10 protein-coding genes and 1 pseudogene are annotated in these 14,269 nt (G+C 63.5%); 6 read left to right on the forward strand and 5 right to left on the reverse strand.

The genetic code is table 11. The features are described from left to right. Positions 1-23: 23 nt before the first annotated feature. Complete coding sequence (locus CCUG20998_RS19625) at positions 24-1,712, forward strand: MDR family MFS transporter (protein WP_020730152.1); 1,689 nt, start codon at positions 24-26, stop codon at positions 1,710-1,712. Positions 1,713-1,826: 114 nt separating this feature from the next. Here CCUG20998_RS19625 and CCUG20998_RS19630 read toward each other — a convergent pair whose 3' ends face one another. From CCUG20998_RS19630 to CCUG20998_RS19645, 4 genes and pseudogenes are all read right to left on the reverse strand, one after another. Further along, complete coding sequence (locus CCUG20998_RS19630) at positions 1,827-2,147, reverse strand: hypothetical protein (RefSeq protein WP_020730151.1); 321 nt, start codon at positions 2,145-2,147, stop codon at positions 1,827-1,829. Between the two features lie 64 nt (positions 2,148-2,211). Then, the gene (locus CCUG20998_RS19635; protein WP_406682433.1) at positions 2,212-3,387 is read right to left on the reverse strand and encodes an aromatic ring-hydroxylating oxygenase subunit alpha; all 1,176 of its coding nucleotides are present in this window, start codon (positions 3,385-3,387) and stop codon (positions 2,212-2,214) included. Positions 3,388-3,921: 534 nt separating this feature from the next. Beyond that, a pseudogene (locus CCUG20998_RS19640) lies at positions 3,922-4,112 on the reverse strand (ferredoxin). Between the two features lie 17 nt (positions 4,113-4,129). Continuing rightward, the gene (locus CCUG20998_RS19645; protein ID WP_020730148.1) at positions 4,130-6,535 is read right to left on the reverse strand and encodes a CaiB/BaiF CoA-transferase family protein; all 2,406 of its coding nucleotides are present in this window, start codon (positions 6,533-6,535) and stop codon (positions 4,130-4,132) included. A 97-nt stretch (positions 6,536-6,632) separates the two neighbouring features. Between CCUG20998_RS19645 and CCUG20998_RS19650 the strand changes: the two genes are divergently transcribed. The 3 genes from CCUG20998_RS19650 (at position 6,633) to CCUG20998_RS19660 (ending at position 11,052) form a co-directional block, all read left to right on the forward strand. Continuing rightward, positions 6,633-7,454 carry a FadR/GntR family transcriptional regulator gene (locus tag CCUG20998_RS19650; RefSeq protein ID WP_020726071.1) on the forward strand — a complete coding sequence of 274 codons (822 nt, stop codon included), beginning with the start codon at positions 6,633-6,635 and terminating at the stop codon, positions 7,452-7,454. Positions 7,455-8,134: 680 nt separating this feature from the next. Further along, complete coding sequence (locus CCUG20998_RS19655; RefSeq protein ID WP_020730147.1) at positions 8,135-9,463, forward strand: cytochrome P450; 1,329 nt, start codon at positions 8,135-8,137, stop codon at positions 9,461-9,463. Positions 9,464-9,657: 194 nt separating this feature from the next. Beyond that, entirely contained in the window at positions 9,658-11,052 is a 1,395-nt protein-coding gene (locus CCUG20998_RS19660) for an MFS transporter (protein ID WP_051173386.1), read from the forward strand. A gap of 123 nt (positions 11,053-11,175) precedes the next feature. Here CCUG20998_RS19660 and CCUG20998_RS19665 read toward each other — a convergent pair whose 3' ends face one another. Then, positions 11,176-12,024, reverse strand: a complete 849-nt coding sequence (locus tag CCUG20998_RS19665; protein WP_020730145.1) for an LLM class flavin-dependent oxidoreductase — start codon at positions 12,022-12,024, stop codon at positions 11,176-11,178. A gap of 83 nt (positions 12,025-12,107) precedes the next feature. Between CCUG20998_RS19665 and CCUG20998_RS19670 the strand changes: the two genes are divergently transcribed. Then, positions 12,108-13,163 (forward strand): acyl-CoA dehydrogenase family protein, encoded by a 1,056-nt coding sequence (locus tag CCUG20998_RS19670; protein WP_036456221.1) that lies wholly within the window; start codon positions 12,108-12,110, stop codon positions 13,161-13,163. After that, entirely contained in the window at positions 13,160-14,269 is a 1,110-nt protein-coding gene (locus CCUG20998_RS19675; RefSeq protein WP_020730143.1) for an acyl-CoA dehydrogenase family protein, read from the forward strand. The genes CCUG20998_RS19670 and CCUG20998_RS19675 overlap by 4 nt, the downstream gene beginning before the upstream one ends.

Genomic DNA, 14,269 nt, shown 5'->3' on the forward strand with positions numbered 1-14,269 from the left:
CTGACGACGACCGAGAGGCTGCCATGATGCGCCCGAGAGCCACCGTCGCCGCGGCCACGCCGACCACCGATCTCGCGGCCGGCAGGGCGCTGATCACCCCGAGGCGCCGCAACTTCATTTTCCTGGCGCTCGTGTTGGGAATACTGCTCTCGTCCCTGGATCAGACCATCGTCGCCATCGCGTTGCCAACCATCGTTGCCGACCTGGGAGAGGCGGGGCGCCAATCGTGGGTGGTCACCAGCTACCTGCTGGCCTCGACGATCGCCACCGCGCTGGTCGGCAAGCTCGGCGATATGTTCGGACGCAAGAGGGTATTTCAAGTCGCCGTGCTGCTCTTTGTGGCGGGGTCGGCGTCGTGTGGGCTGACGCAGTCGATGACCATGCTGGTCGCATCCCGTGCCTTACAGGGCGTCGGCGGAGGCGCCATCACCGTCACCGCCATCGCCCTGATCGGTGAAGTGGTGCCACTTCGAGATCGGGGTCGGTATCAGGGGATCCTCGGCGCGGTAATCGGTATCGCGACGATCGGCGGCCCGTTGCTCGGCGGCTACTTCACCGACTGCCTGAGCTGGCGGTGGGCATTCTGGATCAACCTCCCGGTTTCGGCGGTGGTGATCTGCGTGGCGACGGCGGCGATCCCGGCGCTGGCGGCGACAACCCGACCCGTAATCGACTATGCCGGAATCATGTTCATCGGCTTGAGCCTCGCCGCCTTGACCCTGGCTACCAGTTTGGGCGGGTCGGTCTACACGTGGGGATCGGCGCCCATCATTGGTCTGTTCACGGCTGCCGGCGTGACTCTAGCCGTTTTCGTCTGGGTGGAAACCATCGCCGCGCAGCCCATTCTGCCAATTCGCCTGTTCGCCGCGCCGGTATTCAGCGTGTGCTGCGTGCTGGCGTTCGTCGTGGGGTTCGCGATGCTGGGCGCACTGATCTTCGTGCCAACATTCATGCAGTACGTCAACGGCATTTCGGCAACCGCCTCGGGACTGCGCATCGTGCCGATGGTGATCGGCATGTTGATCACGTCCATCGGTAGCGGCAGCATGGTGGGGCGCACCGGCCGCTACAAGGTCTTTCCAGTCCTGGGCACGGCGCTGATGACACTCGCGTTTCTTTTGATGTCGCGCATGGACGAATCGACTTCTGCGGCAGTGCAGTCGGTCTACCTGCTGATCCTGGGGTCCGCCATCGGGATGTCCTCGCAGGTGCTGGTAATCATCGTGCAGAACACGTCGGAGTTCGAAGACCTGGGCGTTGCGACCTCTGGCGTTAGCCTGTTCCGAACCATCGGCGGCTCGTTCGGAGCCGCCATCTTCGGTTCCTTGTTCGTCAACTTCCTCAACTCGCGGCTGGCTTCGGCGCTGACGGCCACCGGCGCGGCCACCGAAGTGGCTAGTTCCCCCGAAGCGCTGCACCGACAATCCCCTGCCGTGGCAGCGCCGATCGTGCACGCCTACGCCGGATCACTAGCCCAGGTATTCCTGTGCGCGGCACCGGTCGCCGCCATTGGTTTCGTCTTGGCCCTATTCATGCGCGAAGTCCCGTTGCGCGATATCCACAACAGGGAACACGACGCACGCGTGCCGCCCGGCGATGGGTCGGGTCAGCAGAACAAGCTCGAGGGCGACTTGGACACCGGCGAATCCGTAGGCGCGCCGGGCAAGGAGCCGGATTTCGGTGTTGATCCCGCCATGGGGCCGGTTCGATAGTCCCGGCCCACCGTCACCTGCATGCCTTGGTGGCGCTTGTCGATACTACTGCGCGGCACACCAACTCATCGGCCGAGGATGTAGCCATTTTTGTCGCGATCCCAGGCCCTGGGTTCAATCCCCTAGCGCATGCGTGCCGTGCAGAAGGCGAGCAGCCCAGCCGGCGCCAGAACACCACCAGGTTATCGTCACGATGTACTGGCTGAGGCATTTCTTCTCGCGGTCCGGGGGGCCGGTGTGAAACCCGTCCGGGTGCGGGGCAATGTGCAACCCGAAGCCGCTGTGCTGACGTAGGTACCCCGCGCTCATCGCGTTGGGGTAGCCGGGCCGACAGACAATCTCACCGACCATGCCGGTAGGCAGTCCGGTGCCGTCGTCGTCGACGATCCGGACGTCGAAGTTCGGATTCGGCCGTGCCGCACGCCGGTCGCGCACCGCCGGGACCGTGAAGCGATCGACTCCGAGATCAGACGGACCGAAGGGCCCGCTCAGCTGCCGATCAGGCTTTCGACGCGGCCGGATCGGGCAGGCCGTCGGCGGTGTATCCGAAATCGGCGGGCGAGGTTTGCGCCCCCGGGTAGAAGCGGTGCGCCCAGCGACGAAGGGCAGCATAGTCGCGCGCCTCTTCGGGAGCCAGGTTCGGCTTCTCCAGGTATTTCATGTTCTCCCAGGTGAAGAAGTCTTGTTTGATGACTTCCTGCTGCAGCGCCAGGAACCTTGCGGCGCGACCGATCGGTACGTCGCCGGCGTCGCCGGGTTCGCGAATGGAAGCCTGGGTGTAGAAGTAGTCGGTGTAGTCCTCGTCGACCGGTGTCTGTCCGGTGACTTGAACGGTGGCCACCAATTCGCTTGGAAAGCGCACAATTCCGAGGCCCAGTGAGTAGTTGTCGTAGACGATCTTCGCATCAACCGGGCCATTCGGGGTCAGCCATGTCTTGGTCCGTCCGCCGCCGAAGTTCGCATTGACTGTCGCGTGCAGGTGATAGCCGGAGACCTCGAACGAGGCCGTGTTGGCGGGGCTGGCCGCCTTGTGCACGTATTGAACGTGGTAGGGGTCCGCGGCGTTCTCGATGATCATCTGCGGATGCACCTTCACCCGGTTGAGCATTCGGGTATGTGGGTGCAACGGGTAGTACTCATTTGTTTCCAGCTCGGGCAGCACTGGCGGCTGCCAGTAGGGCGGCCGGCCGTGGCGCTCGTGCCAGACCAGGATAAAGCCGTACCACTGGATGCTCGGGTAGCTGCGGATTCGTACGTTGTTCTTGCAGCCGATCTTGCTGTAGGGAATCAGCGCGTTGGTGCCGTCACCGCGCCACTGCCACCCGTGCCATGGGCAGACGATGTGTTCACCCTCGACGGTGCCGCCGACGCCCAGGTTCGCGCCGAGGTGCTGACAGTAGGCGTCCAGCGCATGCACCCGGCCCGACGCGGTGCGGAACAACACCAGCTCTTCAGCAAAATAGTGCACTCGCTTGACTTCGCCGGCACCCAGCTCGGATGAGAACGCCACGATGAACCACCCCGTCGGGAACCGGTACGGCGACAGCGCGATGCCGGAGGGACCGAATTCTTGTTCGGAGAGTTCTTCGGCCGAGTTTGAGGCCGAGTTCGAGGTGGAAGGCGCCACAAGGCCTCCGTTTCCCACGCGGCCAAGCGGCAACCGAGCCGCGCTCATGCTTCGTGGTCCGACGACTATGCCTATTTTTACTATTTTAGGCACCACACGTCAACGCGGGAGCGGACCGGGCAAGGCCGCTGTCCGAACAGGGTAGGCCCCGGCACGGCGCGGCGCGGCGGAGTCATTCACTTTCGCTCGTCCGGCTCTCGGTTCTCTACCACTGTGCAGCAATCCGTTTCGGAATCGGCTCAGCGCCACCTTGCCGGCCTACAGCCCCCGATGGCGTCCCCTTCTTTGGCAACCGCCCAAGAGGCACCGCAGTTGCAGACGTTGGTACCGTCAGCGCTTTTCGACTCCCGCTGAGCGGCAGCGACATGTGTCTGATGTGGCCGAGTTTGAAGGTACGGGCGGCAAAGTCTGTACCTGCCCTACCGGGGCGCGAGGGCGATGAGATCAATCCATGCGAGGTTTCGCGTATCGAGTGCCGCTAAGCCCCCAGGGTGCAGAGTCATCCAACTCTGCACTTCACCCAGCTCGGAGCACCTTCAATGACTGTGATGCGGCCGCTCCGGGCGCACGGTAGTTCGGACGTCAGTCGATAAGCCGCAGTGCGGCTTTCGGGCATTGATCGACGGCAGCGTGCACATCGATCTGCCGATCCGCAGGCACCGGCCATCGGCGATCTGCACCACGTCAGCATCTCCGAGCGCAAATATGTCCGGGGCGAGCGATTCACAGAATCCATTCGCCTCACACAAGGTCTCGTCAACTATCACTCGCATCGGCTACTCCTTTGCCATCAGACGCCCTTGGGACGGGTCCCGATTACCTCACCGGCCCTGAGTCGCTCCAGTTCGTGCTCGTTCAGCCCGCACCGATCCCGCAGGATCTCCTTGGTGTGCTGGCCCAATGTTGGCGGCGGGCGCCGTAACCATTCGCTCTGGCCGGCCAGCCGGGCGAACGGCGGCGTGGGATAGAGCATCGGGCCGGTGCGTGGGTGGAGCAGCCCCTCGAAGAACCCGCGGCCGCGCAGTTGCGGGTTTTCGGTCACCGACGAAGGCGACACGACGGGCGCGGCTGGAATACCGGCTGCGGCCAACAATTCCACTGTCGAGTCCCGCGGCTGGATGGCAAACCATTCCCGCAACATGCCGTCGACTTCGTCGGCACGATCTCGCCGCCCTGCCGCGGTAGATAAGCCCGCATCGCACCACGGCGGATCATCCATCAGGTCAACCAGTGCCCGCCATTGCCGGTCGTCGCACACACTGACCGCGATCCAATGATCGTCGTCACCGGCACAGCGATAAATGTTCTGCAACGCCCCGCCTAGGCCACGATTACCCCTTCGGCCCAGGGTAGTCCCGAACACCTCGAACTCGATGGGCTGAACTGCGGTGGTGTTCAGCACCGCTTCGACCATCGGCAGTTCGACCTGTTGACCCAACCCGGTTCGCTCGGCAAAGCTCAGCGCGGCAAGCACTGCAAACGCGGCATGGACACCGGCCAGCGGGTCGCAGGCTCCCCGCGGCGTTACCGGTGGCGCGTCGGACAATCCGGTCAACCAGGTCAGGCCCCCGATCTGTTCCATGGTGGGAGCGAACCCGACCCGTTCGCGCCACGGGCCGTCCAGTCCGAACGCCGGCATCCTGGCGACAACGAGTTTGGGATTGGCCTGCAGCAGCACGTCGGCACTGAGACCAAAGTGGTCCATTACCCGCGGCGAGAAGTTCTCGATAACCAGATCGGCATCGGCGATCAACCTCAGGAACAGACCGCGACCTTCAACCGAGCCCAAATCCAGTGTTACCGAACGCTTGTTGGTGTTCATTGCATGGAACACCCAGCCGTATTCCCACCAGTCATCCACGTCGGTGCGCATGCCCCCCGAATAGCGAATGCCATCCGGACGCTGAATCGACTCGATCTTGACGACGTCGGCTCCGAACGCCGCCAGCAGGTGGGTGGCGGCGGGGCCGGCCCAGAAAGCGGTGAGATCGATGACGCGAACCCCCTCCAGCGGCAGGCCTTGGTCTACCGGCTTGGGCTTGGATTCGGCCGCGGACCAGCGGGGCTCGTCGTCGACGTCCGTACCGGGCGCAGCGGTGCGTCCAACCGGCGCCGGGGCGCAGCGCGACATCAACCACGGCGGGCGAGGCTGGTGAAAGCCCGCGGGATTTTCCACGAAGACCCCACGCGCGGTGATGTGGTCCATGTTGCGGATGGTGGCACCGTTGCCCAACGCCGCGATGGGTAGCCGGAAGAGCTGTCCCAGTTCGACGATCTCCTCGACGGTTCGTTCGGCCATCCAGGGACCGATCGATTCTCGGATCAGGTCCCGGTATTCCCATCGGCCGATCTGGAAGCGCAACTGCGGAATATCTTCCAGTTCGGGGCATTCCACCATCGCGCAGAAGTCGAGCCACTGCTGACCGGTGACCATGGTGATGCCGACGTAACCGTCTTTGACGGGCACGATGGATGGGACCTCGAGGGTGCGTCGAACCGACGGAACCTGCAGCAGCTGCGAATGCAGCCATTCGCTGCTCTGCATCAGCGCCATCGCCTCGAGCATCGACAAGTCAAGGTGCTCCCCCGGACCGCCACGTTCGACACGGCGACTTATAGCCAGCGCACCGAATGCGGCGAACGCGCCGCCCATGTACTCGCCCAGGTCTCCGCCGATCGAGATGGGCGGTCCAGCCGGATCACCGCGAAAGCCAGGCGAGCCCGCCCACGCCTGCAGGGTGAACTCGCTAGCGGCACGCTCAGCGAACGGACCGGCCCAGCCGAAGTCGGAGATCGTGACGATGATGACCTGCGGCGAGTCAGCAAGCAATTGCACCGGATCGATGCCCAGCCCCCCGGCCTGCGAGCGCCCGGCGGTGACGATCAGAACGTCCGCTGCGGCCAGCTCGGCGCGGTAGCGCTGCGAATCCGGCGCCAGGGTCAGGCTCTGCTTGCCGGCGTTGAGATAGCAGTACAACGGTGCGGCTGGCGCACCTTCTGGCACCGGAGCACAGCTCGCCGAGTAGGTCCTTAGCGGATCACCTTGTGGCGGTTCAATTTTGCGCACATGGGCGCCCGCATCAACCAACAGCTTGCCACAATAGCTACCGGCCATGCGGTCACTGATCTCGAGTACGTGCAACTTGTCCAGCGGGGTTGGTCGGCCCTCAGACCCATGACTCACGCTGCCGAGCATAGTTCTATCTATGCCATCACTGCTAAGATAGCGAAGCAAATCGAGTTCGCGGAGCCAGCGGCCGTGCGCTCCCCCTGTTGCCTAGCGCGAGGACCGGATGACCGCCTTGGGTATTGGCCCTGACCCCCGACGCAGACTGTCAGCACCGAGAATTGCCGAAATAGTAGCCGACGAGTTGCGTCGGCAGATCATCGACGGCGAGCTTGCCGACGGCGACCTGCTGCCACGCCAGGAAGTGCTGGTCGAACAGTTCAACGTCAGTCTGGTTTCCCTGCGAGAAGCGCTGCGGATCTTGGAAACCGAGGGATTGGTTTCGGTTCGTCGGGGCAATCGTGGCGGTGCGGTCGTGCACGCACCGGCCAAGACCAGCGCCGCTTACATGCTTGGGCTGCTCCTGCAAAGCGAGTCCGTGGCCGTCAGCGACCTCGGCGCGGCATTGCAGGAACTCGAACCTGCCTGTGCCGCACTGGCAGCGCAGCGGCCCGACCGGGCCGACACGCTGGTGCCCGAACTCAAACGGGTCAACGAAGCCATGTCTGAGCACCTCGACGACGGTGCGATGTTCACCGAGATCGGCCGGCAGTTCCACGACCTCATCGTGCGCGGCTGCGGCAACCACACCATCATCGCGGTGGTCGGCAGCCTGGAGACGCTGTGGACCAGTCACGAACAGCAATGGGCGGACGAGAGCGCGGCCCGCGGCACCTACCCGTCACTGGCCAAACGCCGCGCGGTACTCAATACGCACATCAAGCTCACCGAGACGATCGCCGAAGGCGACGTGGACCGAGCCCGACGCATCGCCGGCCGGCACCTGGCCGACACCCAGACCTACGTCCTGTCGGGTCGCGCCGAACAACGCATCTACGCGCTTTCGCCCCAGGCATTGTCTCGCCCGCGTGATATGCGCCGTCCCTGAAATCCTGACGCCCTGCGAAGCCGCGTTGGCTACCGGTACCGAACCAACTCGTCCACGCTCCGGCAATCACGCCTTCAGGACTGGTGACCAAGCCCGCTCCTATCGCAACTGCGGTTGATGCGCCACGACGAACAGCGCCGACCAACCCCAAAAATGTCTGACCCTGCCAGGCCACCGCCCAAACACCATCGGGATGGCCAGGCATTACCAGGAGATCTACAGGAAACTCCCAGGGGCAGGGAAACCACCCACATTTCTGCCAAACTGCGCGCTGCCGGTACCGACCACCCGCGCCACAACGGCACGATCGAGTGGTTGCGAAGCACATCAAGATCTGCCCAGATAGGACGACATCGGCTTCTTTGATTCCCGTGCCGCGGGGTGCATCTCGGAATCCGTCGCGGTGTCGCGGACACTCGAGGCTGGATTTGCCCCGCGACCATGATCGGCTTGCCATGACCGAGCCGGTCGGAGCGGGGAGCACGCGCCCCAGCTGACAATGCCTCGCGCGCGAAGCCGAGAAAAGTTTTCGATGGGTTCACTTTTTGTCCTACATGTCGCATCATTGACGAAACCGACAATTAATAGAAACAATTAACAACCATAGAAACAGTGTTAGCAGTTCATAGTTCTTCCGTGAGTTGACCGGCTCCCCCCTCCCAGTCGCTCGGAGCGCAGCCATGACCGAACTAGTTGCCGCCGCCGCAGTACCCCCCGCCGTCAGGCTGCCCCCGGAGTTCCGAATGCCGAAGGCGCTGCAGGCCATCACCTACGTTGCACTACGCCGTTGGCTGCTGTTGCGATTGGCGCGTCGCTACGGAAAAGTCTTCTCGGTCAACTTGCCGCTCTATGGCCATATCGTGGTCGTCGGTGACTCCCTACTCGCTAAGCAAGTCCTAGCCACCAGCCCGGAGGAGCTGGGCAACATCGAGCCCAATCTCGGCCGGCTGTTCGGCCCGGGGTCGATTTTCTCCCTGGACGGTGAGGAGCATCGGCAGCGCCGGCGTCTATTGATGCCGCTGTTCCATGGCAACCTCATGAAGTCGTACGAGTCCATCATCGAAGACGAGACGCTTCGTGAAGTCGCCAATTGGCCTGAGGGCCAGTCGTTTCCCGCCATGCCTGCGATGGCTCAAATCACACTGGGTGGCATCTTGCGCGCCCTCTTCGGGCCCGAATGCGCCGAACTCGATGAACTACGGCGACTCGTTCCGCCATGGGTCACTCTCGGCTTGCGGATCGCATTGCTGCCCAGGCCTAGACGAGACTACGGCCGCTACAGTCCGTGGGCAAGGCTGGCGGAAATGCGCCACCAGTGTGAGATCGTCATCGAGAAACTGATTGAAGCGGCTCGGACCGGGCCCAATCTAGCCGAACGAACCGACGTGCTCGCGCTGATGCTGCGCAGCTGCTACGACGATGGTTCGGCCATGTCGCACAACGATATTGTCGATGAACTGTTGACAATGATGGCCGCAGGGCATGAAACCACGGCAGCTACGCTCACCTGGGCGTTCGAGCGGTTGGGCCGGCACCCCGATGTGCTGGCGGCCCTGGTTGAGGAGGCCGACCGGGGCGGTCGCGCCCTCCGGCAGGCGGCGATCCTGGAAGTCCAGCGGACCAGGCCGGCGATCGATCGAGTAGTTCGACGCGTCTGCTCGCCCTATTACCGGCTCGGTCAATGGGTTCTGCCCCAAGGGTATTCGGTTCACCTTCATATCGAACAAGTTCAATCCGATCCCGAGGTCTTTCCCGACCCGGAACGCTTCGATCCGCATCGCCACATGGGGGGCAAGCCATCGTCGCTCGGATGGATCCCATTCGGTGGCGGGACTCGCCGCTGCATCGGGGCTGCCTTAGCCAATCTGGAGATCGACGTGGTGCTACGCACAGTATTGCAACACTTCACCATCGAACCCAATGCGGCACCTGATGAGCGCTGGCACAACCGCGGGATTGCATTTACGCCGAAGGACGGTGGGCAGATTGTCGTACACCGACGCCACTAGACCGCAGGCGACATCCGCTTGCTCTCAACAAGTTCCGAACCCTGCGTATCACCCCTAGACAGCTGCGGCCAAGAGAGGCGATTACTGCGATGGTTCAGTTATCCAACGCCGTGCGGCGCGCCAGATCAACAACATCGGCCCTCCTCGGAAGCCCGGCAGACTCGCAGAAACCCTGGTATGCCCTCTGGGCATTGATGGTCGGTTGGTTCATGATCGGCTTCGACATCACCGTCGTCATGGTCGCCAACCCGAGCATCAAGGTTAGCCTCGATGCCGACTACAGCAAAGTGATCTGGGTAACCAGCGCATACTTGCTGGCGAGCACGGTGCCGCTACTAACGACCGGCCGGCTCGGTGATCGGTTCGGCCCGAAGAAAATGTACTTGATCGGCCTCACGATATTCACCGTAGGCTCGTTGTGGTGCAGCTTGTCGCAAGGCGTGACAATGCTCATCGGCGCGCGAGTCGTGCAGGGCCTCGGTGCCTCACTGCTGGCCCCACAGCTACTGCTGACGATTACTCAGATATTCCCGCCACAGCGTCGGGGTATGGCGTTGGGCATCTCGAGTGCCATCGGTGGCCTCGCCCTTCTCGTTGGCCCGTTCGCCGGCGGTGCGCTGGTCAGCGGGCTAAGTTGGCAATGGATCTTTCTCATCAATGTCCCCATCGGAATTTGTGGGCTGATACTCGCGGCGTGGTTCATCCCGGCGGTGCCCACCCAGGCTCGCCAGTTCGACCTGCTTGGCCTCGGGTTGTCCGGAATCGGCATGTTCTTAGTCGTTTTCGCCCTCCAGCAGGGGCAATCCGCAAGTTGGGCACCCTGGATCTGGATCATGCTGTTCTCGGGCGTTGTGTTCATGGCGCTATTCGTTTATTGGCAAGCAATCAGCTCTGGTGAGCCATTGATTCCGCTACGAATCTTCGGCAATAGGGAGTTTGCCTGGTCCAGTCTCGGGATCGTCGTTTACGGCCTCTTGATCATGGCGTTGGGACTGCCGACAATCTTTTATGCACAGATGGTCTGCGGACTATCCCCGATGGGAACGGCACTGCTGTGTTCACCCATGCCAATCGCGGCGTTTCTGGTTACGCCCATAGTTGGCAAGATCGTGGATAGATCAAATCAGCGGCCGGTGCTCGGGTGCGCCTTCGCCACAGTGGCAGTAGCGTTGGCGTGGCTGTCGTTCGAGATGGTCCCCGATACCTCGATATCGCATTTGATAATGCCGACGATCGTGCTGGGCCTCGGGCTCGCGTTCATCAGGCCAGCACTGACCGCTACCGCTACCCGCAAACTGGCGCCCCAGCTGGCCGGCGCCGGCTCGGGTGTGTACAACACAGCGGGAAGCCTCGGCCAGCTGCTGGGTAGTGCCTCGATGGCCGCATTCATCGCATCGCGGACCGCGGCCGAGATGCCGACCCCTTCCGATAGTGCGCAGCTATCCGCGCTCCGGGAAGTCGAGAAGACTGGTGTGCAACTGGTCGAGTCTTTGCGGGAGCCCTTCGCGGCCGTGATGTCGCAGTCAATGCTCCTGCTGGCGTTGATCGCGCTGATCGGCATGGCCACCGCATTCTTCATTGCCGACTGAACCCCGATTCACCGGTATCGATCAACGCCCCGGCCTCGACGTCCAGTTCGGCGCGCGCTGTGGATGGTTCCCCCCTGCTGCCTGTCGGTGCCCTCAACAAAGCCCACCGGCCCCGGGTCACGGTCAACGGGGATCCGCAAACTCCTTGATGACAGATTCGCCGAACTCGGCCAACGTATCCGCAGCCGCGAAGTCGGCGAACCAAACGTAGAACCGTTGGACTCCCTGCGCGGCCAGGCCGGCAAAGTGTTCGATCATTTCGCCGGCGCCGCCGCAGACCAACCCCGTCCCCAGGTGAGCGAATCTGCGGGTGCTCACTTCACGCACGCTGGCCGAATCTTCACCGCTACGGACAAAGCCCACCATCTGTTGAACCGATATTCGGGCTGACCCAGCCGACGAGGCCAACCGTGGCAATCGGTCGAGCTGGTTCGCCTGAAGATTCCACCAATCAGCGTACTGTGCAACGAGTCTCATCATTCGGGGCCCGCTACCGCCCAACAGCAGCGGAATCGGGTACCAAGGCCGGGGGCGTTGAGCTTCATCGGTGTCCCCCCAGTACCGCATGATCAGCCGAATATCTCGTTCGAGCTGTCGCACCCGGTCCACCGGATTCTGCTGTCCAACCTCGAATCTGGTGAATTCAACCGGCCAGGATCCGGCACCCAGGCCCAGCTCGAAGCGGCCGCCCGACGCGGCCGATAGGGTGACGGCTTGCTTGGCGAGCACGGCCGGGTGTCGGAACGCGTCGCAGAGCACCAGGTGCCCGACCCGCAATCGCGACGTCTTGGCCGCCACCCAAGTGGCGATACTCATTGCTTCCCAGATGCTTTCATCGCGCTGCCCGGGAGCTTCGAGATGATCGATGAACGCCACCCCGTCAAACCCGGCATCTTCCGCGCACATCGCCCGCTGCACGAACTCCGACACCGCCAACCGCAGCTGCGGCAGGAACAAGAACCACTCGATCATGCATCCACCCGTGCGTGTCCTGGACCGTTCGCTCGATTGCGTCCGATCGCCTAGTTTACTATTTTTATTATGTTAGGGGTGTTATGGATGTGGGTCTGACGTCGGAGCAGCTGGAGCTGCGCCACAACGCTCGTGACATCCTGCGCGCCGCGTGCCCACCGGACGCCGCCCGGCAGGCGATGACCGATCCGCAATGCTGGCGTGCACCGTGGAAGACCTTGGTAGACCTCGGCTGGACCGAACTCGCGGCATCGGATTGCCGGGATGATTTCGGCTCGGTCGAACGGGCGCTGGTCCTTGAAGAATGTGGTCGCGCCATCGCCCCCATCCCGTTGTTGAGCAGCATAGGTATGGCCGCGGGCGTGTTGCGCGGTTGCGGCCCTGCCGCAAAGGACGTCCTCAGCGAGATCGCCGCGGGTGTCGTCGCCACTCTGGCCGTGCAGTCCCCCGGCCATCGGTTGGCTCGCCCACCCATGGTGCTGCAGCACGGACGGCTGCGCGGGCATGCGGTCGCGGTCCCCAATCTGGCGCGCGCCGAGCTGATCGTCACACTCGCCGCCACCGCCGACGGGCCGGTGGCCGCCGTGCTACACCGCGGCGATGGCGTCACGACCAAGACAATGCAGTCATCCGACCCGGCCCAGCCCCTTGCCGACCTCGATGTCGATGCCATCCCGGCGCTCATTGCGCCCGTTGCATCGATCGAATCCGTGCTCACCGCACCGCTACTGGCCGTTTCCGCCGACCTGGTAGGCGTGGCAGACGCCGTCCTGCAGCATGCCGTCGAGCACGCCAAGTCGCGACATCAGTTCGGGGCGCCGATCGGCGGGTTCCAGGGGATCAAGCACGCGCTGGCCGACAACTACGTCAGCGTGGAGCGCGCCCGCAGTCTTACCTACGCAGCAGCCTCGCATCCCGCGCCGGACTGGACCGCTGCCGCACTGGCCAAGGCCGCGGCGGCCGACGCAGCGGTTCGCTGCGCGACTACCGCGGTCCAGGTGTACGGCGCCATCGCTCAAACCTGGGAACACCACATCCACCTCTACGTCCGGCATGCGTGGCAGGGGGCCGCACAGTTGGGCGACAGTCGGGCGCTCTACCACGAGGTGGGACGCCGCTTTGCCGGAGGCCCGCAATGACGCCGGCTCCAGCGGTGCCAGTCGCCGAAGAATTCGCGAGCTGGCTCGCCGATTTCCTGCCAGGGGACTACTACCAGCGATACCCCCGGTACCGCTGGGACATTGCCCTGCGGCGGGACTATCAACGTGCCGCCTTCGAAGCGGGGTGGATCCAACCCACCTGGCCCCGCCGCCACGGCGGGCGTTCGCTGGGCTTGGCCGAAGCCATGGAGATCCGGATCGAAGCCGCGTTGCGATCGGCGCCCAAGCTGCCCAACATCGCCGGGCCAAACGTCGTTGCGCCGGGCCTTCGTCAGTTCGGTACACCCAGCCAGATCGATCGCCTGATGGTGCCGCTACTGCGCGGCGACCAATGGTGGGCATTGGGCATGTCCGAACCGGAAGCCGGGTCGGACTTCGCCGGTCTGCGCACCCGCGCCGAACTCGACGGCGCGCTGTTTCGGGTCAACGGCCACAAGATCTGGACCACCCAAGCTCACGAATCGCGTTGGTGCACGCTGTATGCGCGTACCGACCCGGATGCGCCGAAACACCGCGGCATCTCCTGCCTGATTCTTGACCTGCAGTCACCCGGGGTCCGTGTCGAACCCATTCGAATGGCATCGGTGTCCGATGAGATCTTCTGCGAGGTGTTCCTCGACGATGTCGAAGTGCCGTTCGACAACCTGCTGGGCCCTCTGCACGGTGGCTGGGATGTCGCATTGTCCTCACTGCACCATGAACGTCAGATGATCTGGATCATGAACTGGGTCGAAATCAAGCGCGGGCTGCAGGTGGCACGTAACACCCACGACGACGATGTCTACAGCGAGCTGGGCTCGCTACTGGCCGACGCGGAAGCACTGCGTGCCACCGGATACCGCGCTCTGGACAACGAGCTCGCCGGGCGCCCCAGCCCGGAGGCCGACATCTTGAAACTGCTTGGTTCGGTTACGCTGCAGCGGGTTTGGGACCTTGCCGCCGTGGCCGCGGGGCCGTCCTGGGCTGGCGACGCTGATCTGCTCCTCGAACGCCAGGACGCGCTGGCCGCCACCATCTACGGCGGAACATCTGAGATCCAGCGCAACATCATCGCCGAGCGACTACTCGGGCTGCCGAAGGGATGA

This window comes from Mycobacterium marinum (assembly GCF_003391395.1).
Classification (GTDB): domain Bacteria; phylum Actinomycetota; class Actinomycetes; order Mycobacteriales; family Mycobacteriaceae; genus Mycobacterium; species Mycobacterium marinum.

Coding starts and splice junctions, on each gene's coding strand:
- CCUG20998_RS19625 (WP_020730152.1), top strand. CDS start 24: ATGATGCGCCCGAGAGCCACCGTCGCCGCGGCCACGCCGACCACCGAT.
- CCUG20998_RS19635 (WP_406682433.1), bottom strand. CDS start 3,387: ATGAGCGCGGCTCGGTTGCCGCTTGGCCGCGTGGGAAACGGAGGCCTT.
- CCUG20998_RS19645 (WP_020730148.1), bottom strand. CDS start 6,535: ATGCTCGGCAGCGTGAGTCATGGGTCTGAGGGCCGACCAACCCCGCTG.
- CCUG20998_RS19650 (WP_020726071.1), top strand. CDS start 6,633: ATGACCGCCTTGGGTATTGGCCCTGACCCCCGACGCAGACTGTCAGCA.
- CCUG20998_RS19655 (WP_020730147.1), top strand. CDS start 8,135: ATGACCGAACTAGTTGCCGCCGCCGCAGTACCCCCCGCCGTCAGGCTG.
- CCUG20998_RS19660 (WP_051173386.1), top strand. CDS start 9,658: ATGGTCGGTTGGTTCATGATCGGCTTCGACATCACCGTCGTCATGGTC.
- CCUG20998_RS19665 (WP_020730145.1), bottom strand. CDS start 12,024: ATGATCGAGTGGTTCTTGTTCCTGCCGCAGCTGCGGTTGGCGGTGTCG.
- CCUG20998_RS19670 (WP_036456221.1), top strand. CDS start 12,108: ATGGATGTGGGTCTGACGTCGGAGCAGCTGGAGCTGCGCCACAACGCT.
- CCUG20998_RS19675 (WP_020730143.1), top strand. CDS start 13,160: ATGACGCCGGCTCCAGCGGTGCCAGTCGCCGAAGAATTCGCGAGCTGG.